The sequence below is a fragment of the Frigoribacterium sp. Leaf186 genome (assembly GCF_001423905.1).
GTDB lineage: Bacteria > Actinomycetota > Actinomycetes > Actinomycetales > Microbacteriaceae > Frigoribacterium.
In genome coordinates this window covers 107,671-126,849 of sequence record NZ_LMPQ01000011.1, presented here as the reverse complement: position 1 = coordinate 126,849, position 19,179 = coordinate 107,671, and the positions used below count along the sequence as shown (strand labels likewise).

Annotated in this window: 16 protein-coding genes, 2 tRNA genes and 1 pseudogene; 6 read left to right on the top strand and 13 right to left on the bottom strand. The window is 72.4% G+C overall.

The window, feature by feature from the left end; translation table 11 throughout:
- Positions 1-86: 86 nt before the first annotated feature.
- Both ASG05_RS12215 and ASG05_RS12210 read left to right on the top strand, forming a co-directional pair.
- The gene (locus tag ASG05_RS12215) at positions 87-752 is read left to right on the top strand and encodes a TetR family transcriptional regulator (protein ID WP_056261164.1); all 666 of its coding nucleotides are present in this window, start codon (positions 87-89) and stop codon (positions 750-752) included.
- Positions 753-755: 3 nt separating this feature from the next.
- Complete coding sequence (locus ASG05_RS12210; RefSeq protein WP_235491503.1) at positions 756-1,571, top strand: phosphotransferase; 816 nt, start codon at positions 756-758, stop codon at positions 1,569-1,571.
- 78 nt (positions 1,572-1,649) lie between these two features.
- Here ASG05_RS12210 and ASG05_RS12205 read toward each other — a convergent pair whose 3' ends face one another.
- The 7 genes from ASG05_RS12205 to ASG05_RS12175 form a co-directional block, all read right to left on the bottom strand.
- Positions 1,650-2,459 (bottom strand): glycosyltransferase family 2 protein, encoded by an 810-nt coding sequence (locus tag ASG05_RS12205; protein ID WP_056261161.1) that lies wholly within the window; start codon positions 2,457-2,459, stop codon positions 1,650-1,652.
- On the bottom strand, positions 2,456-3,859 hold the full coding sequence (locus ASG05_RS16625) for a bifunctional PIG-L family deacetylase/class I SAM-dependent methyltransferase (protein ID WP_056261159.1): 1,404 nt from the start codon (positions 3,857-3,859) through the stop codon (positions 2,456-2,458). Before ASG05_RS16625 ends, ASG05_RS12205 begins: the two co-directional genes overlap by 4 nt.
- Entirely contained in the window at positions 3,853-5,052 is a 1,200-nt protein-coding gene (locus ASG05_RS16620) for an acyl-CoA dehydrogenase family protein (RefSeq protein WP_056261155.1), read from the bottom strand. Before ASG05_RS16620 ends, ASG05_RS16625 begins: the two co-directional genes overlap by 7 nt.
- 134 nt (positions 5,053-5,186) lie before the next feature.
- On the bottom strand, positions 5,187-5,519 hold the full coding sequence (locus tag ASG05_RS12190; RefSeq protein WP_056261151.1) for a hypothetical protein: 333 nt from the start codon (positions 5,517-5,519) through the stop codon (positions 5,187-5,189).
- A 165-nt stretch (positions 5,520-5,684) separates the two neighbouring features.
- A tRNA-Ser gene (locus tag ASG05_RS12185) sits at positions 5,685-5,774 on the bottom strand.
- A gap of 450 nt (positions 5,775-6,224) precedes the next feature.
- Positions 6,225-7,610, bottom strand: a complete 1,386-nt coding sequence (locus tag ASG05_RS12180) for an LCP family protein (RefSeq protein WP_056261149.1) — start codon at positions 7,608-7,610, stop codon at positions 6,225-6,227.
- Positions 7,611-7,760: 150 nt separating this feature from the next.
- A complete protein-coding gene (locus ASG05_RS12175) occupies positions 7,761-8,951 on the bottom strand; it encodes a glycoside hydrolase family 6 protein (RefSeq protein ID WP_056261146.1) in 1,191 nt (396 codons plus the stop codon).
- A gap of 242 nt (positions 8,952-9,193) precedes the next feature.
- Between ASG05_RS12175 and ASG05_RS12170 the strand changes: the two genes are divergently transcribed.
- The gene (locus ASG05_RS12170; RefSeq protein WP_056261143.1) at positions 9,194-9,493 is read left to right on the top strand and encodes a hypothetical protein; all 300 of its coding nucleotides are present in this window, start codon (positions 9,194-9,196) and stop codon (positions 9,491-9,493) included.
- Positions 9,494-9,565: 72 nt separating this feature from the next.
- On the opposite strand, the gene ASG05_RS12165 is transcribed toward ASG05_RS12170, so the two are convergent.
- The 3 genes from ASG05_RS12165 to serS all read right to left on the bottom strand — a co-directional run bounded on the left by ASG05_RS12165 (position 9,566) and on the right by serS (position 11,899).
- Positions 9,566-9,650: transfer RNA gene (locus ASG05_RS12165), tRNA-Ser, on the bottom strand.
- Between the two features lie 135 nt (positions 9,651-9,785).
- A complete protein-coding gene (locus ASG05_RS12160) occupies positions 9,786-10,637 on the bottom strand; it encodes an HAD family hydrolase (protein ID WP_200936843.1) in 852 nt (283 codons plus the stop codon).
- On the bottom strand, positions 10,634-11,899 hold the full coding sequence (gene serS / locus ASG05_RS12155) for a serine--tRNA ligase (RefSeq protein WP_056261140.1): 1,266 nt from the start codon (positions 11,897-11,899) through the stop codon (positions 10,634-10,636). Before serS ends, ASG05_RS12160 begins: the two co-directional genes overlap by 4 nt.
- 98 nt (positions 11,900-11,997) lie before the next feature.
- Here serS and ASG05_RS12150 point away from each other — a divergent pair, with 98 nt between their 5' ends.
- Positions 11,998-13,023, top strand: a complete 1,026-nt coding sequence (locus tag ASG05_RS12150) for a diacylglycerol kinase family protein (protein WP_056261136.1) — start codon at positions 11,998-12,000, stop codon at positions 13,021-13,023.
- Between the two features lie 75 nt (positions 13,024-13,098).
- Here the strand turns inward: ASG05_RS12150 and pheA are convergent, their stop codons facing one another.
- Entirely contained in the window at positions 13,099-14,052 is a 954-nt protein-coding gene (gene pheA, locus ASG05_RS12145) for a prephenate dehydratase (protein WP_056261133.1), read from the bottom strand.
- A gap of 69 nt (positions 14,053-14,121) precedes the next feature.
- On the opposite strand from pheA, the gene pgm reads away from it, so the two are divergent.
- Positions 14,122-15,741, top strand: coding sequence for a phosphoglucomutase (alpha-D-glucose-1,6-bisphosphate-dependent) (pgm, locus tag ASG05_RS12140; protein WP_056261129.1), 1,620 nt, complete (start codon positions 14,122-14,124; stop codon positions 15,739-15,741).
- A gap of 144 nt (positions 15,742-15,885) precedes the next feature.
- Here pgm and ASG05_RS12135 read toward each other — a convergent pair whose 3' ends face one another.
- A complete protein-coding gene (locus ASG05_RS12135; protein WP_157490219.1) occupies positions 15,886-16,134 on the bottom strand; it encodes a hypothetical protein in 249 nt (82 codons plus the stop codon).
- A gap of 92 nt (positions 16,135-16,226) precedes the next feature.
- A pseudogene (locus ASG05_RS17055) lies at positions 16,227-16,583 on the bottom strand (M15 family metallopeptidase); the annotation flags it as partial.
- 530 nt (positions 16,584-17,113) lie between these two features.
- On the opposite strand from ASG05_RS17055, the gene ASG05_RS12125 reads away from it, so the two are divergent.
- Complete coding sequence (locus ASG05_RS12125; RefSeq protein ID WP_157490218.1) at positions 17,114-18,952, top strand: MDR family MFS transporter; 1,839 nt, start codon at positions 17,114-17,116, stop codon at positions 18,950-18,952.
- Positions 18,953-19,179: the final 227 nt, after the last annotated feature.

Here is a 19,179-nt window from a genome sequence, read left to right as displayed (position 1 = left end):
ATCGGACACCCTCAGGGTACGCGATCCTGGCGCGCCGTTGCCCATTGGGCATGGAAATTCTCAGGAACTCGCGGCACCATGGTCGGATGCAGCAGACCTCGGCACGCGGCGGCCCGCCCCGATTCGCGACCGAGGCCGTCGGCGGGCGTGACGAGAAGCGTCGCGCGACCAGTCGCGGCCTGGCGGACGCAGCCTTCCGACTGGCGACCGAGAAGGGCTTCGACGGCTTCGTCGTCGAAGACGTGACCGCCCTCGCCGGTTACTCGAGGCGGACGTTCGCCAACCACTACTCGTGCAAAGAAGACGCCGTCGCCTCGGTGCTGCTCAACAAGGCGGGCGCCGCCGTCGACGCGTCCGACCTCTCGGCCCTGGCGTCGTTCGAGGGCACCGACATCGACCTGCTCGAACTGCTGCTTCTCTCGGCGGTCGACACGCAGTTGTGCGAGTACATGATCAGCCTGCGCCACCTGCTGCGGACGCACGAACCCCTGCTGCCCTACGTGCTCGCGGTCGGCGTCCCCATGACCGAGCGGGTCGGCGACGTCATCGCCCTCGCCGTCGGGCCGTCGCGCGACCCCCTGACGACCTCGCTGCTCATCCACTCCACCTGGGGCGCGGTGATCGCCGTGCTCCGCGGCGTGTACGACCCGTGGGCCGACGCCACCACCGACGACGAACGCGTCGAGGCGCTGCGGGCCTACTGGGTGACGACCTTCGACCGGTTCCGCACGGGCTTCGGCCCGGTCGCCTGAGCCGTGGTCGCCGCGTCCGACGGCCGCCGGGCGGGTGACCTGCCCGCGGGCGACCTGCCTGCGGGCGACCTGCCTGCCGACGACCTGCCTCCGGGCGAGGTCCTGGCCGGGGGGAACATGAACGCCGTCGTCCGCCAGGGCGACACCGTCCTGCGCGTGGCCGGCCCCTGGACGCCCACCGTCCACCGCCACCTCGCGTACCTGGCGCGTGCGGGCGTCAGGGGCATCCCCCGACCGCTCGGCATCGAGGGCGGCCGCGAACGCCTGAGCTTCGTCGACGCCGAAGTGCCGGTCTACCCACTGCCCGACCACGTCTTCACCGACGAGGCCCTGGTCGAGGGAGCCCGCCTGCTGCGGCGGCTGCACGACGCGAGCATCGGCTTCGGCCTCGACGGCGCCGTCTGGCAGGCACCGGCGAAGGTGCCGTCCGAGGTCATCTGCCACAACGACTTCTCACCCCACAACCTCGCCTACGACGCCGCGGGCCACGTCGTCGGCGTGATCGACTTCGACTTCGCCTCGCCCGGCCCCCGCCTCTGGGACCTCGCCTACTACGCCACCCGCGCCGTCCCCCTCACCGACCGCACTCCCCCGAACGCACCTGGCATGGCCGACGCCGAGCGCCGCGTGCAGCTGGTGCTCGACGCCTACGGCAGCGAGGCGACCTGGGCCGACGTGCTGCGGGTCGCGATCGTCCGGTTGCACGACCTGGCCGAGATGAGCCGCGACAAGGCGGTCGAGCTGGGCAAGGCCGAGCTCGCCGCCGATGCGGACGGGTACGAGCGCGAGGCCGCGTACCTGGCGACGCTGCGCGACTGAGCCGCGCGCGCCTCCCGGGGTCGCCCGCGGCCACGCCGACGCGGCGGTGGCACCGTCAGGAGGCGCGGGTCGGCCCCGTCAGGCGAGCAGGTCGACGGCGAGGTAGCCCGCGTAACCGCCCGAGGTGCGTCCGTCGCGCCGACCCGAGGTCAGCACCTCGCCGACGTCCGAGGCGACGAGCGTCGCACCCGCGGCGCGCAGCCGGTCGACGAGGTCGTTGTCCTCGTGCAGGTCGACGGGGGCGAACCCCCCGACGGCCGTGTACGACGAGGCCCGCACGCCGAGGTTGGCGCCGTGCACGTGACCGTTCGGTCGGCCCGGCGTGTGCCGACCCGTCCACGCCGCGATCTGGCGGGGCGAGAGGTCGGCGAAGTCGGGGCGCACGGTGCCGATCACGACGTCGGCTCCGGCGGCGGCGCGGTCGAGCTGGTCGTCGATCCAGCCGACCGGGACGACCGAGTCGGCGTCCGTGCAGGCGAGCCAGACGGCGTCGAGGGGCAGGGCGTCAGCCGGCAGCTCGTCTCCGGGCAGGGCGTCTCGAGGCAGGGCGTCTTGGGGCAGGGCGTCCGCCTGCGGCGCGCCGGACTCCACCCCGAGGGCGGCCAGGGCTGCGTCGACCCCGACGGCCCGGGCGACGCCGACGCCGCGGGCGTCGATCTCGACGACGCTCACGCCGGCGTGCGCCCGGGCGGCCGCGACCGTGCCGTCGGTGCAGGCGTCGGCCACGAGGACGACGACGACCCGCGCCTCCGGATGCGTCCGGGCCGTGTGTCGACGGGCGCGCTCGACGCCGTCGAGGGCGCGCGAGACGAGCTCCTCCTCGTCGTGCGCGGGCACGACGACCGCGACGGCGCGGACGGGCACGGCACCGCCGGGCGTGTCGCTCATCGCAGCCCCGTCCGCTGGGCGACGGACCGCGGGTCGCGCGAGAACACGTCGAGCACGAAGTCGTCCTCGACGTGGTGCGAGACCCGGTGGAGGCGCGGGTCGGCCCCCAGCCGGGCGTGGACGTCGTCCGCGCTCTGGCGGAAGTCCCCCTCGGGCTGCAGCCAGTGGCAGGCCACGACGTCGCCGCCGTCGGCGAGCCCGTCGACGATCGAGTCGACCAGTCGTCCGAACGCGTCGGGGCCCAGGTAGTAGCCCACCTCGCTGAGGACGACGAGGTCGAAGGCTCCCGCCGGGTAGTCCACGGCGGCGTCGGCCTGCTCCACCGCGACGTGCGGCAGGTTCGCGAGTCGTTCGCGGGCGGCCTGGACGGCGACCGACGACACGTCGAGGGCCAGCAGGCGGTCGGCGGCCGGGGCCAGGTCGCCGGTCAGCACGCCGATCGAGCAACCGACCTCGAGCACGCGACCGTAGCGTTCTCGCGGCAGCGACGCGATGGTCAGGGCGCGCTTGCGTCGTTCGTACCAGCGTGTGGTGACGCGCCAGGGGTCCGCCCGGCGGGCGTGCGTCCGGTCGAAGGTGGCCTCGGTCGCGGCCGTCGGCCCGGACGGGCCCGCAGACCCCGGCTCGTCGACGACGAACACCTCGCGCCCGCGGGCGAAGTGCCGCTCGAACACCGGGTGCAGCACCGCCGCGTCCTCGGGCGCGGCCGACAGGGGGCGGCGTTGCGAGGCGTAGGCCGCGAGGGCCGACCGCTTCGCCGCGTCGGCGGCGGCGTCGAGCGGCAGGAGCCTCATCGACGCCCAGGGCACGTCCGGGTGGTCCGGCGAACCCCAGTGCCAGAGCCAGATCGGGTACTGCAGCAGCCGGGGCGCGGCGGCGCCGGCCTCGGCGACCAGCTCGCCGACGAGTTCTTCGGCGATCTCGCCGAGCACCCGGTGGTCGCGGTGGCCGTCGCCGCTCCAGGGGGCGACGAGCACGCCGCCCGGCCCGGGCAGCAGGGGCCGCAGCCGCTCGGTGATCTCGGCGCGGGCCTCGCGCACGGCCCCGTCGGGCACGGCCCACCGGACCAGCTCGACGTCGTGACCCAGCAGGCCGACCGCCACCCGCGCCTCCTCGGCCCGCGTCGCGACGAGGCTCTCGGCACCGGTGGTCGACCCGGGGTGCGAGGCGGCGCCGTCGGTGACGACGACGACGGTCACCGGCAGCCCGCGTGCCGCCGCGTCGGCGATGAGGCCGCCCGCGCCGAGCGTCTCGTCGTCGGGGTGGGCGGCCAGCACGACCAGTCGCGACACCGTGGCCGGGTCGACGGCGCCGTCGAGCGGCGGCAGGGCGAGGAGGCGCGGGTCGGCCTCCCAGGTCTCGACCGGGGTGCCCGGCGCGCGACCGTCGAAGGTCACCACGCGGGGCGCCCGTCCGTCATGGCGTCCCGCAGCACCGTCTGGCCGAGTGACGCGTCGTCCCGTTCGCCGTGGTGCTGGCGCAGGTACAGCTCGAGGTCGGCGACGCGCTTGGCGTGGGCCGCGTCGGTGGCGAGCGGCGCGGGGCCCAGGGCGCGCGACGCCCGGGCGAGCACCTCGTCGCAGGCGTGGGCGACGGTGCCGCGGACGCGCTTCGCGAGCAGGCGCCCCGCGTCGCCGGTCGCCTCGCCGGCGTCGACGAGGTCGGCCGCCTCGACCAGCGCGCGACGAGCGTCGGCCAGCCGCGTGTCGACGAGGCCGAGGGCCTGCAGGAGGTGCGGGTCGGCCGGGCGCCCCGACGTGCGACCCGAGGCGGTCACCGCCGCGGCGAGCAGCGTGCGGGCCACTCCGACCGCGCCGCCGTACCAGCACGCGGCGACGCCGATGCCGCCCCACGAGAACCCGGGCCGCTCGAGGTACCAGCCCGGCGCACCGACCTCGAGCGCCTCGACGTCGTCGAACGAGACCGGGCCGGACGGGATCTCGACCAGGCCCCTGGCGTGCCAGGCGTCGGACTCGACGACGACCCGGGGCTGGCGGAGGTCGACCGAGAAGAGGCGACGGTCGTCGCCGACCCAGGCGGTGACCAGGGCGCCGTCGACGGTGCCCGCGAGCGAGCACCAGGGCTTCGTGCCCGAGAGGGACCAGGCGGGGGCGGCGCCGTCGGGCTCGGAGCCCGTGCCCGGCCGGGGCTCGGCGGCGAGACGGACGCCGGGCCCCTCGGCGGCGAACACTCCCCACGTGAAGGAGTCCTCGGCGCGGGCCCGCGAGGGGAGGGGCGAGTGGACGCCGCCGCCGTCACTGGTCGCTGTGGTCTCTGCCGGGGCGTCCCCGGCGTGCTGGTCGAGGATGGCGAGCGCGTCGAGGTGCGGCTCCGCGGCCCGGGCGGCGCCGAGGTCGTGGGCCGCGAGGGTGGCGAGGGCCTGCCAGAGGTCGGCGGTCGACCCGAGTCCGGGCAACGCACCGTGCCGGCCGAGCTCGACCGCGAGGTCGAGCGCGTCGGTCACCGACGGTGCCGGGCGCGTTCGCAACCGGTCGACGACGAGGGCGGTGGCCGTCCCGACCACCGGGCCGGCGCCTCCCAGGGTGACCGGGACCACGGGCTCGGTCGGGTCGGGAGGCGCGGTGGGGGTCATCGTGCCGACGCTAGTCGGTCCGGCCCCACTCGGCGGGCCCTTGACAAGGGTCTCGACGACAGGTGTCGCCTCGCGACACGCGGACGACGCCTGTCGGCGATCAGAACCCGTCGTCGATCAGAACTCGTCGTCGATCAGAACTCGTCGGAGTCGAGGGGGATGCCGTCGGCGGGATCGCCGGACTGCGGCTCGGCGCCCCGCAGGCGTTGGATGCGTGCCTCGATGTCGTCGACCAGGCCGGCATCGTCGATCTCGGCCTCGTCGGTCTGCTCTTCGGAGACGAGCATCTGGCTGGCCGGGCCGAGCAGGATCTGGAACCTCTGGTGCACGCCGGTGCGGTCCATGCCCGGCAGGTCGACCATGTCGGACTTGTTCTTCATCGCCAGCGCTCGCGCGTACTCGACGACGGCCGCCGCGATCGTGTCGCCGGTGACCATGTACTCGTCGGTGTAGTGGATGCGTTTCACCCGGGGTCCTCCTGCGCTCGTGACGACTCGTCGTCGCGGATCACGCTACGCCGCAGGCGTCTGGGAGAGCACCACACCGGGGGACGTCGGTGCGCCCGCGGGAGGGCAGAAGAAAAGCCACCCCGGAACATCTCTGGCGAGAGAGAGGACCGACGTGGCTTTCCGCGGAGCCGGTGGGATTTGAACCCACGGTTCCCACAAAGGGAACTCCACCTTAGCAGGGTGGTGCACTAGGCCGAACTATGCGACGGCTCCATGCGGCTCGCGAGCGAACGCGCAGGTAAGAGCATAGCGGCCCTCGGGCCAGATGCCGAACCGAGGCGGGCGGCGACAGAACCACCCTCGCCCCACCCGCCCCGAGGGGTGCGATCGGGTTGTCGGCATTTGTGCCGACACGTAGAGTACCCCTGACGCCGACGACGGCCGAGGGGCCGGGGCCTGACAGCACGGGCCCGTTCACCCTTGCCGAACACGCCCTCCGACGGTCGCCGCGTCACGTGCCCCACGATCGAACGCCGCACCCGAACGGTGGCGTCCGAGGGGCTCGTCGCCGGCATCGTCGCCGGCCTCCACACCCCCCTCGGTGCCGAACCCCTGATCCCGGCACTGCGGGGTTCTCATGCGTGCGCGTTCGGGCCGCCGCTTGAGGTCACCGGTCGTCCCGGCGAGCTGGTTACTCGCCGGGGCGACTCCCCCAACGGGGGCCTACTTCGAGCCGAACGCCACCGAGCAGGTCTGGTCGGCGGCCGTCTGGCCGGTCAGCCCCTCGATCACCTCGGTCGTGGGGGCAGAGGTCTGCGCCCCGGTGCCCGGATCGGTCGGAGCCGCCGTGTCGGCCGGAGCCGCCGTGTCGGTCGGAGCACTCGGGTCGTCCGTGGCGGGCGGCGTCGTCGCCGACGGCGCCTCGGTCGCGGCCGGGGCCGTGCTCTCGGAGCCGATGCCGGTGCTGCCCTCGGGGATCGAGAACGGCACGTCGTTGGCGATGGCGTCGAACAGCTGGTTCGCGACGGCCGTGTCGGGCTGCACCTTGCCGGCGTAGACGCCCGTCCCGTCCGTCGTGCCGGGGTACTGCACGAAGTTGACGTCGTCGAGCGGCAGGTCGCGCAACGCGAGGCCGATCTGCACCATCGTGTCGATCTTGGTGAGGCGGTCGGAGAGGGTCATGTTGCTCGCCGCCGCGCGGGCCAACGAGTACAGCTTCGTCGGGTTGCTCAGGGTGTCGGCGCTCTTGACCGTCCGCAGCAACGACGAGAGGTAGACCTGCTGGCTGCTGATGCGGCCGAGGTCGGAGCCGTCGCCGACGCCGTGCCGGGTGCGGAGGAAGGCCAGGGCGTCGGCCCCCGAGAGGACCGACTCCCCGGCGGGGATGTCGAGGCCCGTGTAGCGGTCGGTGATGGGGGTGGCCGCACAGACCGGGACGCCGCCGATGGCGTTCGACATCTCGATGACGCCGTTGAACGAGATCATCCCGGCGAACGGGATGTCGAGGCCGGTCAGGGACGACACGGTCGAGACGACGCAGCTCAGGCCGCCGTACGAGTACGCCTCGTTGATGGGCCGGGCCGCCATGGCCGAGTAGTACCCCGAGCCGTCCTCCTTCGCGCACGAGGGGATCGGCACGACCATGTCGCGCGGGATGCTGACGGCGGTCGCGTTGCTGTGGTCGGCCGAGACGTGCAGCAGGATGTTGACGTCGTTGAGGGTGGCGTCGCGCGTGCCGAAGGCACCCTGGTCTTGGTCGGCGTCGTTGTCGGTGCCGACGACGAGGATGTTGAACCCGCCCTCGTACTCGCTGATCGACGGGGGTGCGGGCTTGGTGGTCTCACCCTGGGCCGCCTGCAGCTCGACACCCGTTCCGAGGTCGCTGCGCACCTGGTACGCCGCGATGGCTCCGACCGAGGCGCCGCTCACGAGCAGGACGGCCACCGACGCCGCGACCACCTTCGTGACCGCCCGCACCGCCCCTCCGCGCTGGAGTCGCCCGTGACGGGCGACGCCCGTCGTCGAGGGGGCGGGTCGACGCCGGAACGAGGCCTCGACGGGCCTGGCGGCTCGGCGGCCGCGGCCGGATCGGTCGCGAAGGTCGCTCACGCGGTGTCCTCTCGGTCATCGAGGGCGCCGGGCACCCACCCTGATCGACGGGACTGACTGGGTCTCGAGGATCGAGTGGGCAGGACGGCGCCGTTCGGTGTACGGGCAGACAAGGATTCTACGCAGACGGTCCTGGACCGCCGCCGTGGCTCAACCCGCGGCACGGTTGGCGACGAGCTGGACGGCGTAGGACGCGAACCACTTGCCCGCCGCCGGGCCTCCGTTGCACTGACCGTCGCTCGCCCCGGGCGTCTTGATCCAGAGCAGGGCGTCGAGCCTGGTCGTGCCGCTCTGCACCGACGGGGCCACCCCCAGGCCGGCCCCGGGCGCGTTGCACCAGGTGCCCTTCCAGCCGCGACCGTTGCGTGACGTGTCGATCACGTAGCGTGCGCCTCCCGTGGCCTGCGACACCTTCTCGGCGTAGGCGCGCTCGGCCTCGACGGGGTAGTAGTTCGAGACGTTGGTCGCGAAGCCCCGCGCCCGGTCGACGCCGGCGGCCTTGAGCCGGGCGGCCATGGTCTGCGGCGGCACCCAGTTCGAGTTGCCCGCGTCGATGTACGCCGGCACCCCGGCGTCGGCCAGGGTCGCGACGGCGGAGGCGATCGTGGCCTCGCGGCCGCCGGTCTGCTCGGGGCAGTTGCTGATGAGCGACAGGGCGTCGGGCTCGACCACGACGGCGACACGGTGCCCGGCCAGGCGGGAGGCGACGAGGGCGTTCCACCGGAGGTAGCCCGCGTTGTCGGCCGATCCGCCCGCCGAGTGGCTGCCGCAGTCGCGGTTGGGGATGTTGTACGTGACGAAGACCGGCGTCTTGCCGACCTTCTCGGCGGTGGCGATCGTGCCGTCGATCTTCTTGACCAGTTGGGCGTCGTCGAGCCAGCTGCCGAGCCAGGTGGCGACCGGCTGTTGCGCGATGGTGCGGGCAGCCGCGGCCTCGGCGGTCCGGCCCTGCGACGACAACGTGGTCGCGGTGCGCGCCGCCTCGCCGGCGGGGTCGACCGAGAGGCCGCCCGCGAAGAGCTTCGTGGTGGGCGTCGTCCGGATGGTCTGCGGCGTCACGGCGGGGGCTGCCGACGACGCGGGGTCGGGCGAGCGGGTCGCGCCCAGCGAGACGAACGTGGCGATCGCGCGCTCGGCGGACTTGGGCGAGCGGGCGGTCGCGCCGGACGTGGCCGGGGCCGGGGCCGGGGCCACGGGCGCGGGCGACGTCGCGACCGAGTTCGCGTGCGGGTCGACCGGGGCGGCACGGGCAGGCGACGGGGCGGCCGCGAGGCCGGCCGTCAGGGCGACGGCGACGCCGATGACGACGGCGGCGCGGGTCGTCGGGGTCATGTGGGTCATGGGTGTCGGTCCTGGAGTCGAGGGCCCGGGCGGTGTTCGGCCCGCCCGGGGTGCCGGCCGGTGCGAGGCCGCATCGGAAGGCTCGAACAGTGCAACACGAGGCCGCGACCGCGTTCAGTCCCTGTTCGGGGGGACGGAGCGTTCCCCTTCGGGGGGCACGCGCGGCCCTCGCGGCGACCGACCTGGGACACTGGACCGGCGGTCGCGGACGCTCCCGCACGCACCGGCCCCCGGAGGACCACATGAACGGCGAGACCAACCGAGACGCGTGGCGGGACTCGGTCGAGACCTGGCTCAAGGGCGACGAACGCAACGACGTCTTCGACGCCTACCTCGACTGGTACCGCTCCCCCGTCATCGGCGACACCGACGACTGGACCCGCGACTTCTTCGTCCTGCCCGCCGTCGGCTCGGACGTGCTGCACAAGCACGCCGGCTTCGTCGACGGCGACTCCCCCGTCTCGGTCGACGACACCACCTGGCGCGAGCTCAGCACGCTGATCGGCGAGGCCTTCTCGACCTACGCCGCCGCCAAGGCCTGACGGCCCCACCCCGGGAGGCGCGGCGCAGGCCCCCGGCCTCACCTCGCCGCGCCGAGGGCGCGGCCCGTCCGGCGGAGGGCGTGGGATTCGAACCCACGAGACATCTCTGCCCACTTGTTTTCAAGACAAGCTCCATCGGCCGCTCGGACAGCCCTCCCGGTGGCCTGGCGAGCTACGCCGCCACGATGTGGGCAACGCGCCACGTTTAAGCGTGGCGTCGTGTCCATCCCGTGGCGGGGTGCGTGCACCCGACAACCGGGGCCGAGCCTAGCAACTCGGCAGCACCGGCCGCTCAGAGCGTGGCGAGCACCTCGGCGAGACCGTCGTCGAGGTCGCTCGCCGTCTTCTCGCCGGCCGCGGCCACGACGTCGTCGGGTGCCTGCCCCATGGCCACGCCGCGCCCCTCGGCGGCGGCCCAGCGCAGCATGTCGATGTCGTTGCGCCCGTCGCCCGCGGCCAGCACCTGCGAACGCGGCACGTCGAGCCATTGCCGCACGCGCTCGAGCGCCGTCGCCTTGGTGACGCCGTCGGGGGCGATGTCGAGCCACGCCGTCCAGCCGACGTTGTAGTTGACGTGTTGCAGCCCCATGCGCTCGACGACCGAGAGGAAGTCCTCGGTGTCGTGGTCGGGCGAGACCACGACCACCCGGGTGGCGGGGCGCCCGACGAGGTCGTCGAACTCGACCTGCTCGGCGTTCAGGGCCGCCGCCGCGGCCGGGAACGTGCCACAGTAGCGCAGCAGCCCTTCTTGGTCCTCGACGGCGTAGCCGGCACCGGCGTCGGCCAGGGCCTCGCGGATCGTCGACAGCACCTGGGTCGGGTCGAACTCCTCGACGTGCACGCGGCGGTAGCCGGACGGCGCCGACTCGTCGCGCCCCAGGGTGATGGCGCCGTTCGCGCAGACGACGTAGTCGGACACGAGGCCGAGGCGCTCCATGACGGGCAGCGTCATCGACACCGACCGCCCGGTCGCGATCATGACCTGGTGGCCCTCGTCGTGCAGGCGCGTGATCTCACCGAGCACGCCCTCGGAGATCGACCCGTCTTCGGGCATGATCGTGCCGTCGACGTCGAGTGCGACGAGCCACCGGTCGGCGGCCGACACGGGCTCGCCGTCGGGCTGGGTGGCGGCGGCCTGGCTCATGCGACCGGCTCGATGACCTCGAGGCCGCCGAGGTGGCCTCGCAGCGCCTCGGGCACGACGACCGAGCCGTCGGCCCGCTGGTGCGTCTCGAGGATCGCGACGAGCCAGCGCGTCGTGGCCAGGGTGCCGTTCAGGGTGGCGACGGGGGCGGTCTTGCCGCTCTCGGTGCGGTAGCGGGTGTCGAGGCGGCGGGCCTGGTACGTGGTGCAGTTCGACGTGCTGCTCAGCTCGCGGTAGGTGCCCTGCGTCGGCACCCAGGCCTCGATGTCGAACTTGCGGGCGGCACTCGAGCCGAGGTCGCCGGCCGCGACGTCGATGACGCGGTAGCTGAGGCCGAGCGCCTGCATCATGGTCTCTTGGAACCCGACGAGCGCGTCGTGCTCGGCCTCGGCCTGGTCGGGGTGCACGTAGCTGAACATCTCGAGCTTGTTGAACTGGTGCACCCGCAGGATGCCCCGGTTGTCCTTGCCGGCGGCCCCGGCCTCGCGGCGGTAGCAGGTCGACCAGCCGGCGTAGCGGATCGGGCCGGCCTCGACGTCGAGGATCTCGTCGGAGTGGTACCCGGCGAGCGCGACCTCGCTCGTGCCCGTGAGGTAGAGGTCGTCGGCGGGCAGGTGGTAGACCTCGTCAGCGTGCGACCCCAAGAACCCCGTGCCCGCCATGACCTCGGGTCGCACCAGCGTCGGGGTGATCAGGGGCGTGAAGTCGTTCGCCAGCGCGAGGTCGAGCGCCATGTTCATCAGGCCGAGCTCGAGGCGGGCGCCGATGCCGCGCAAGAAGTAGAAGCGTGAGCCCGACACCTTGGTGCCGCGCTTGATGTCGATCGCGCCGAGCTTCTCGCCGAGGTCGGCGTGGTCGAGCGGCTCGAAATCGAAGGAGGGGCGGGTGCCGTGCTCGCGGAGCGTCACGAAGTCCGCTTCGCCACCGGCCGGCACGCCGTCGACGATGACGTTGCCGATGCCGCGCGCGGCCGTGTCGAAAGCCGCATCGGCCTCGTTCGAGGCGACCTGCGCCTCCTTCACGCGGGCGGCGAGCTGCTGCGCCTGCGCGACGAGCGCCTTCTTCTCGTCTTTCGGCGCCTTCGCGACGGTCTTGCCGAAGGCGTTCTGCTCGGCCCGCAGCTCCTCGAACGAGGCGATGGCGGCCCGGCGGGCCTGGTCGGCCGCCACGGCGTCGTCGACGAGCGACTCGGAGTCGCCCCGGGCCCGTTGGCTCTGCTTGACGAGGTCGGGGGATTCACGAAGCAACTGGGGATCGATCACCCGCCCATCCTAGGCAACGGCACCCGCCCGGCCGACGTTCTGCACAGAGCCTTCGCCATCCCGTTACCTCGCCGGGTCGCGTCCAATACGCTCGCCCCATGACCGCCACCTCCCCTGCCCCCGCCGAGCGCGCCTCGGCGCCCGAGCCCGAGACGGCTCGCCAGACCGCCGCGGTCGTCTACAACCCGATCAAGGTCGACCTCGACGCGATCAAGACGGCCGTCGAGCGCCACGAGTTCTCGAACGACTGGGCCCCCACCAAGTACTACGAGACCAGCAAAGAAGACCCGGGCGGCGAGGTCACGAAGCAGGCCCTGGCCGACGGTGCCGACATGGTCATCGCGGCCGGCGGCGACGGCACCGTCCGCGCGGTGGCCGAGGCCCTGCAGGGCACCGACGCGTCGCTGGCCCTGCTGCCCTCGGGCACCGGCAACCTGCTGGCGCGCAACCTCGAGCTGTCGCTCGACAACCTCGACGACTCGATCGCGACGGCCTTCAGCGGTCGCGACCGCGACATCGACCTCGGCGTCGTCGACATCGAGCGTGAAGACGGTTCGCGCGAGACCAAGGCGTTCGTCGTCATGGCCGGCGTCGGCCTCGACGCCAAGATGCTCGCGAACACCAACGACGACCTCAAGAAGCGGGTCGGCTGGCTCGCCTACGTCGACGCCATCGCCCGCGCCCTGCGCGACGACAACAAGATCGACGTCCGCTACGAGCTCGACGACCAGGGCCGCAAGTCGATGCGCGCCCACACGATCATCGTCGGCAACTGCGGGCTCTTGCCGGCGAACATCATGCTGCTGCCCGACGCCGCGGTCGACGACGGCATCTTCGACATCGTCGCCCTGCGCCCCGAGGGCTTCTTCGGCTGGGTGCAGATCTGGGTCAAGATCGTGTGGGAGAACGGCATCCTGCGCCGCACCCAGGTCGGCCGTCGCATCCTCGCCGCCAACAGCCGTGAGGTGCGCACCCTGCGCTACAACAAGGGCAAGAAGCTCGTCCTGCGCCTCGACTCCCCCCAGGACTTCGAGATCGACGGTGACTCGGTCGGCAAGGCCGTCGCCCTGCGCGCGGTGGTCGACCCGGGTGGGCTGACCGTCCGCGTGCCGGCCGACTCCTGACCCACCTGGGTCACCCCACGACGCCCCCCTTCCGTCGATCCGCCGTGCGGGTCGCGGGAGGGGGGCGTCCGTGCGTCAGCGCAGCCCGCTGATCAGTCCCCGCAGCCAGTCGCGGGCGTCGACGAACGCCTCGTCGTCGTACCGGGGCGAGACCTCGACCGGGGTGCCGTCGGCGCGGGGGTACGAGCCCAAGAAGGTCACGGCCGGGCTGAACCGCTTGAGCCCGAGCAGCGCGTCGGCGACGCGCTCGTCGAGCACGTGCCCCTCGAGGTCGATGACGAACCGGTACCTGCCGAGGGCGTCGCCGATCGGTCGCGACTGGATCAGGCTCAGGTTGATGCCGCGCGTCGCGAACTGCTCGAGCATGTCGACCAGCGCGCCCGAGCCGTCGGTCGGCAGCTCGACGATCAGGCTGGTCTTGTCGGCCCCGGTCGCCGGCGGCACGGGCACGGTGCGACTGACGAGCACGAAGCGCGTCACGGCCTGGTCGTTGTCGCCGATCTCGCGGGCGAGCACCTCGAGGTCGTGGTGGTCGGTGATGCCGGGAGGCGCGACCGCGGCGTCCGCGGAGCCCCCGGCCCCGCCCGCCTCGAGCAGCGACGCGGCGGCGGCGACGTTCGACGAGGCCGGCAGGTGCCCGTGACCCGGCAGGGCGCGTTCGAGCCAGCGGTGGGTCTGCGCGTAGGCGACCGGGTGCGCGTTCACGAGCCGCACCTCCTCGAGGCGCGTCCCGGGTCGGGCGACGAGCACGAAGTTCACGCGGACCAGGTACTCGCCCACGATGCGCAGGCCCGGCACCGTGGCGAGGGCGTCCTGCGTGGCGCTGACGCCGCCCTCGACGCTGTTCTCGATGGCGATCATGGCCGCCGTGCTGACGCCCGAGACGACGTCGGCGAGCGCCTCTCCGACGTTGTTGACGCTCTTCCAGGTGGCGCCGACGGCCTCGGGGACCTGCTTCAGCGCGGCCTCGGTGAAGGTGCCCGCGGGCCCCAGGTAGCTGTAGGTCGTCGAGGAGGCGCGGGTCGGCATGTCGAGGAGCCTACTGAGAGCCGTCGGGGCACCGCGACGAAGGTCGGCGGCTGGTGCCAGGATGTCCCCATGACCGACCGTGCCGGAACCCCCGCAGAAGCCAGCGACCTGATCGACCCCGAAGCGGTCTCGGCCGCGTACTACGACCTCGTCCCCGACGTGACGAAGATCGAGCAGAAGGTCGTCTTCGGCACCTCGGGCCACCGCGGCTCGTCGCTCGACGCCGCGTTCAACGAGACCCACATCGCCGCCATCACACAGGCGATCGTCGAGTACCGCGCCGGGCAGGGCATCACCGGCCCGCTGTTCATCGGCCGCGACACCCACATCTTGAGCGGCCCGGCCGAGCGCACGGCGGTCGAGGTGCTGACCGGCAACGACGTCAGGGTGCTGGCCGACGCCGAGGGCGGCTACGTGCCGACGCCGGCCCTCAGCCACGCGATCCTGGTGTACAACAACGACCCGGCGAACACCGACAAGGCCGACGGCATCGTCGTCACCCCGAGCCACAACCCGCCCCGTGACGGCGGTTTCAAGTACAACCCGCCGCACGGCGGCCCGGCCGACAGCGACGCCACCACGTGGATCGCGAACCGGGCGAACGACATCATCGCCGCCGGCAACGTCGACGTGAAGCGCGGCGTCGGCACCCCCGGTCGTCACGACTTCCTGCGCGGCTACGTGGGCGACCTCGTCAACATCATCGACATCGACGCCATCAAGGCGGCCGGCGTGAAGATCGGCGCCGACCCGCTCGGCGGCGCGAGCGTCGAGTACTGGGGCGCCATCCGCGACGTCTACGGCCTCGACCTGACCGTCACGAACCCCGGCGTCGACCCGACCTGGCGCTTCATGACGCTCGACTGGGACGAGAAGATCCGCATGGACCCGTCGAGCCCCTCGGCCATGGCCAGCGTCGTGCACCGCAAGGACGAGTTCGACGTGCTGACCGGCAACGACGCCGACGCCGACCGCCACGGCATCGTCACGCCCGACGGCGGCCTGATGAACCCCAACCACTACCTCGCCGTGGCCATCGACTACCTCTACACGCACCGCCCCGAGTGGCGCGACGACGCGGCGATCGGCAAGACCCTCGTCTCGTCGAGCATCATCGACAAGGTCGCCGAGTCGCACGGGCGTCGCCTGTGGGAGGTCCCGGTCGGGTTCAAGTGGTTCGTCCCCGGTCTCGTCGACGGCTCGGTCGCCTTCGGTGGCGAAGAGAGCGCCGGCGCGTCCTTCCTGCGCAAGGACGGCACCGTCTGGACGACCGACAAGGACGGCATCCTGCTGGCCCTGCTCGCGAGCGAGATCATCGCCGTCACGGGCAAGACCCCCTCGCAGCTGTACACCGAGCTGGTCGAGAAGTTCGGCGACCCGGTGTACCAGCGGGTCGACGCAGCCGCCACCAAAGAGCAGAAGACCCGCCTCGGCAAGCTCGACGGCGACGCCATCGAGGCGACCGAGCTGGCGGGCGACCGCATCACGGCCAAGCTGAGCAAGGCTCCCGGCAACGACGCGGCCGTCGGCGGCGTCAAGGTCGTCACCGACAAGGCCTGGTTCGCCGCGCGCCCGAGCGGCACCGAGGACGTCTACAAGATCTACGCCGAGTCGTTCGAGGGCCCCGAGCACCTGGCCCGCGTGCAGGCCGAGGCCAAGACGATCGTCGACGCGGCGTTGGGCGCCTGACCCGGGAGCCCACACCCCAGGCAGTCGCCGAGACCCCCACGCGCGAGCGAGGGTCTCGGCGACTTCTTGTGGTCTCGGTGGGTCAGCCGGCGTGGTCGGGGGCGGCCGGCGACCTCGGTCGTCGACCGGTCTCGTTCGGGCGGGTCAGACGTCGTCCGGTCGTGCCCGCATGCGGTGGACCGCGTCACGTGCGAGCCGGCCGATGCCCCAAACGATCGACACGATCCCGACCGGGACGCCGAACAGGGCGAAGCCTTCGATCTTGCCTCGCCAGTCCCAGTAGCTGAACGCCAAGAACGCTCCGACACCGAGCGCGATGAAGACGAGTCCGATCACGATCAACTGCCAGCCCGTGGCGGGCTCATCGTCCTCAGGCGCCCTTTGGCTGTACACGACAGACCTCAGCCGGCGTAGTCGGGGGCGGCGGGCAGGCCGAAGAACTCCTCGAGCGTGGTCACGCCGGTGTCGTGCATCTCAGTCGCGAGCGGCACGCCGACGTAGCGGAAGTGCCAGGGCTCGTAGGTGAAGCCGGTCACGGCGACCTTGTCGGCCGGGTACCGCAGCAAGAAGCCGAAGCGCCACGCGTTCGCCGCCAGCCACCGCCCCTGGGTCGTGTCACCGAAGCACGCCTGCAGCGCGCAGCTCAGCGGCACCGGGCTGATGTCGAGGGCGAGCCCGGTCTGGTGCTCGCTGAAGCCCGGGCGGGCGCTCTGGGCGTCGGCCTGGGCCTGGCCGAGGCGCTGCACCCAGCCGGCGTAGACGCTGACCTGGGTGTCGTACGAGCGGTAGGCGCTCTGCACCTGGAACGACCCGGCCCCCTCGGCCTCGCCGGCCTGGAACATCGCCACCACGGCGGCGGCGGGCTCGGCCCGCAGCGTGGGCGGGTTCTGGTGGACGACGTCGGGCGTGACGAGGTCGGTGGGTGCGTAGTCGACCGGCTCGAGCGGACGCAGCTTGTCGCTGACGACCCAGAGGCTGGCGGGGTCGTCGACCGACAGGGCCGTCTTGTCGAACGCGGGTGTCGTGGGGGACGTGGGAGGCGCCTCCTCGGTCGGGGTCGGGGTCTCGGTGGCTGTGGGCGTCGCGGTCGCGGCCGACGTGCTCGGGGCGGGGCTCGAGCTCGGCTCGGGCGCGCCGCCCGAGCAGGCGGCGAGCAGGCCCGTCGTGAGGACGACGGCCAGGACGGTCGTCGCGGGGCGCGGCAGGGAGGGGCGTCGAGACATCGCGTCGAGCCTAGTCACGGGTGGCGGCAGGGTCGGCGCGCGAGAGCGGAACGGACGATCCCTCTTCTTGTCGAATTCTTGCCCGTGAAGTAACTTTGCGTACCGCGCAATGTCGAGTCGCGCCCCTCCTCACCAGACCGGAAGACACCATGTCGAGCGCTGTCCCCGCCCCCACGACCACGGCCCCCGCCGAACGCGAGGGCCTCATGACCCACCGTCAGATCCTCTACGTCATCTTCGGCCTGATGGCCGGCATGTTCCTCTCGGCCCTCGACCAGACGATCGTCGGCACCTCGATGCGGACGATCGCCGACGACCTCGACGGGCTCAGCCTGCAGGCGTGGGTGACCACCGCCTACCTGATCGTGTCGACCATCTCGACGCCGATCTACGGCAAGCTCAGCGACATCTTCGGCCGCCGACCGCTGTTCTTGATCGCCATCTCGATCTTCTTGCTCGGTTCGGTCGCCGCCGGCTTCTCGGAGAGCATGTATCAGCTCGCGATCTTCCGGGCGATCCAGGGCATGGGCGCCGGCGGCCTCATGGCGCTGCCGCTGACGATCATGGGCGACATCCTGGCCCCGCGTGAACGCGCCAAGTACCAGGGGTACTTCCTGGCCGTGTTCGGCATCTCGAGCGTCATCGGGCCGCTCGTCGGTGGGCTGTTCGCCGGCGCCGACCAGATCCTCTTCGTCACCGGCTGGCGCTGGGTGTTCCTGATCAACGTGCCGATCGGCATCGTGGCCCTGTTCATCGTCGTGCGGTTCTTGCACATCCCCGGCCAGAAGCGCCGCGAGAACGTCCGCATCGACTGGTTCGGGGCCGCCGCCGTCATCGTGGCCGCCGTGCCGTTGCTGCTCGTGGCCGAACAGGGCCGCACCTGGGGTTGGAGCTCGCCCGGGGCCTTCGCCTGCTACGTGATCGGGGCCGTCGGCATCGTCGCGTTCGTGGTGATCGAGCGCTCGATGGGCGACGACGCCCTGATCCCGCTGAAGCTCTTCCGCAACGCGACCTTCTCGATGGCCACCGTGCTCGGCGTGCTCGTCGGCTTCGGCATGTTCGGCGCGCTGCTCACGGTGCCGCTGTACCTGCAGCTCGTGAACGGTGCCACGCCGACCGAGAGCGGCTTCCAGATGCTGCCGATGATCGCGGGCCTGATGATCTCGTCGATCGTCGCCGGCCAGCTGATCTCACGCACCGGCAAGTACAAGATCTTCCCGATCACGGGCACCGCGTTCATGGTCGCCGGGTTCTTCTGGTTCACGAACCTCTCGTTCGACAAGCCCTACTGGTTCATGATGGTCGGCATGCTGCTCGTCGGCCTGGGGCTCGGCCAGCTGATGCAGACGCTGACCATCGCCTCGCAGAACTCGGTCGGTGCACGCGACATCGGCGTCGCGACCTCGGCGTCGACGTTCTTCCGACAGATCGGCGGAACGCTCGGCACCGCGGTGCTCTTCTCGGTGCTCTTCAGCCGCATCCCGCAGACGATCGCGGCGGCCTTCGCCGACTCGAGCCTGCAGGCCCGCGCCCAGGCGGCCCTCGCCGACCAGTCGGTGCTGTCCGACCCGGCCAACGCGGCGATCCTCAAGCTGTACCAGGCGGCGGGCAGCGGCGACACGTCGCAGGTGAGCGGGGCCCTCGACGGCAACACGTCGTTCCTCAACACGGCCGACCGGCGACTGGCCGCACCGTTCCTCGACGGCTTCGCGAACGCGGCCGTCACGGTGTTCTGGGTGGCCCTCGCCGTCGTCCTGGTCGCCTTCGTGCTGAGCTTCTTCCTCAAGGCCACGCCGCTGCGGCAGAAGTCGGCCATCGACGAGGCGGCCGACGACGCACGTGCCGCCGTCGCCGCCGTCGCCGCCGACGCCGCCCTCTCGGCCCAGGCGGCCGCCGCCCGGACCGGCTCGCACGTCGCACCCGACACGGGGTCGATCGACGTCGTGCCGGCCGGCGAACGCCGCGACGAGGCAGCACCGGGGCGCTGAGCCGGGCACCGACGGGGTCCGCGCGCCGGTCGCCGGCGGTCACCGCAGGTCGCCGCCGGTCGCCGGCCGACGACGGATGCGCGCGAGCTGGTGTCGCGAGGCGGCAGGTGTCGGGTAGCGTTCTCCCGGCGGTGCTTCGGCACCGAACGGATCGTCTCGCGTCCGGCGTTCCCTGCCCGTGAAGCTCACGCGGGAGGCGAGACGACCGAAGGCCGCATGCCCACCGG

Excerpts from the sequence above, each read along its gene's own strand:
- ASG05_RS12215 (WP_056261164.1), top strand. The coding sequence starts at position 87 with ATGCAGCAGACCTCGGCACGCGGCGGCCCGCCCCGATTCGCGACCGAG.
- ASG05_RS12205 (WP_056261161.1), bottom strand. The coding sequence starts at position 2,459 with ATGAGCGACACGCCCGGCGGTGCCGTGCCCGTCCGCGCCGTCGCGGTC.
- ASG05_RS16620 (WP_056261155.1), bottom strand. The coding sequence starts at position 5,052 with ATGACCCCCACCGCGCCTCCCGACCCGACCGAGCCCGTGGTCCCGGTC.
- ASG05_RS12175 (WP_056261146.1), bottom strand. The coding sequence starts at position 8,951 with ATGACCCACATGACCCCGACGACCCGCGCCGCCGTCGTCATCGGCGTC.
- ASG05_RS12170 (WP_056261143.1), top strand. The coding sequence starts at position 9,194 with ATGAACGGCGAGACCAACCGAGACGCGTGGCGGGACTCGGTCGAGACC.
- ASG05_RS12160 (WP_200936843.1), bottom strand. The coding sequence starts at position 10,637 with ATGAGCCAGGCCGCCGCCACCCAGCCCGACGGCGAGCCCGTGTCGGCC.
- ASG05_RS12150 (WP_056261136.1), top strand. The coding sequence starts at position 11,998 with ATGACCGCCACCTCCCCTGCCCCCGCCGAGCGCGCCTCGGCGCCCGAG.
- pheA (WP_056261133.1), bottom strand. The coding sequence starts at position 14,052 with ATGCCGACCCGCGCCTCCTCGACGACCTACAGCTACCTGGGGCCCGCG.
- pgm (WP_056261129.1), top strand. The coding sequence starts at position 14,122 with ATGACCGACCGTGCCGGAACCCCCGCAGAAGCCAGCGACCTGATCGAC.
- ASG05_RS12125 (WP_157490218.1), top strand. The coding sequence starts at position 17,114 with ATGTCGAGCGCTGTCCCCGCCCCCACGACCACGGCCCCCGCCGAACGC.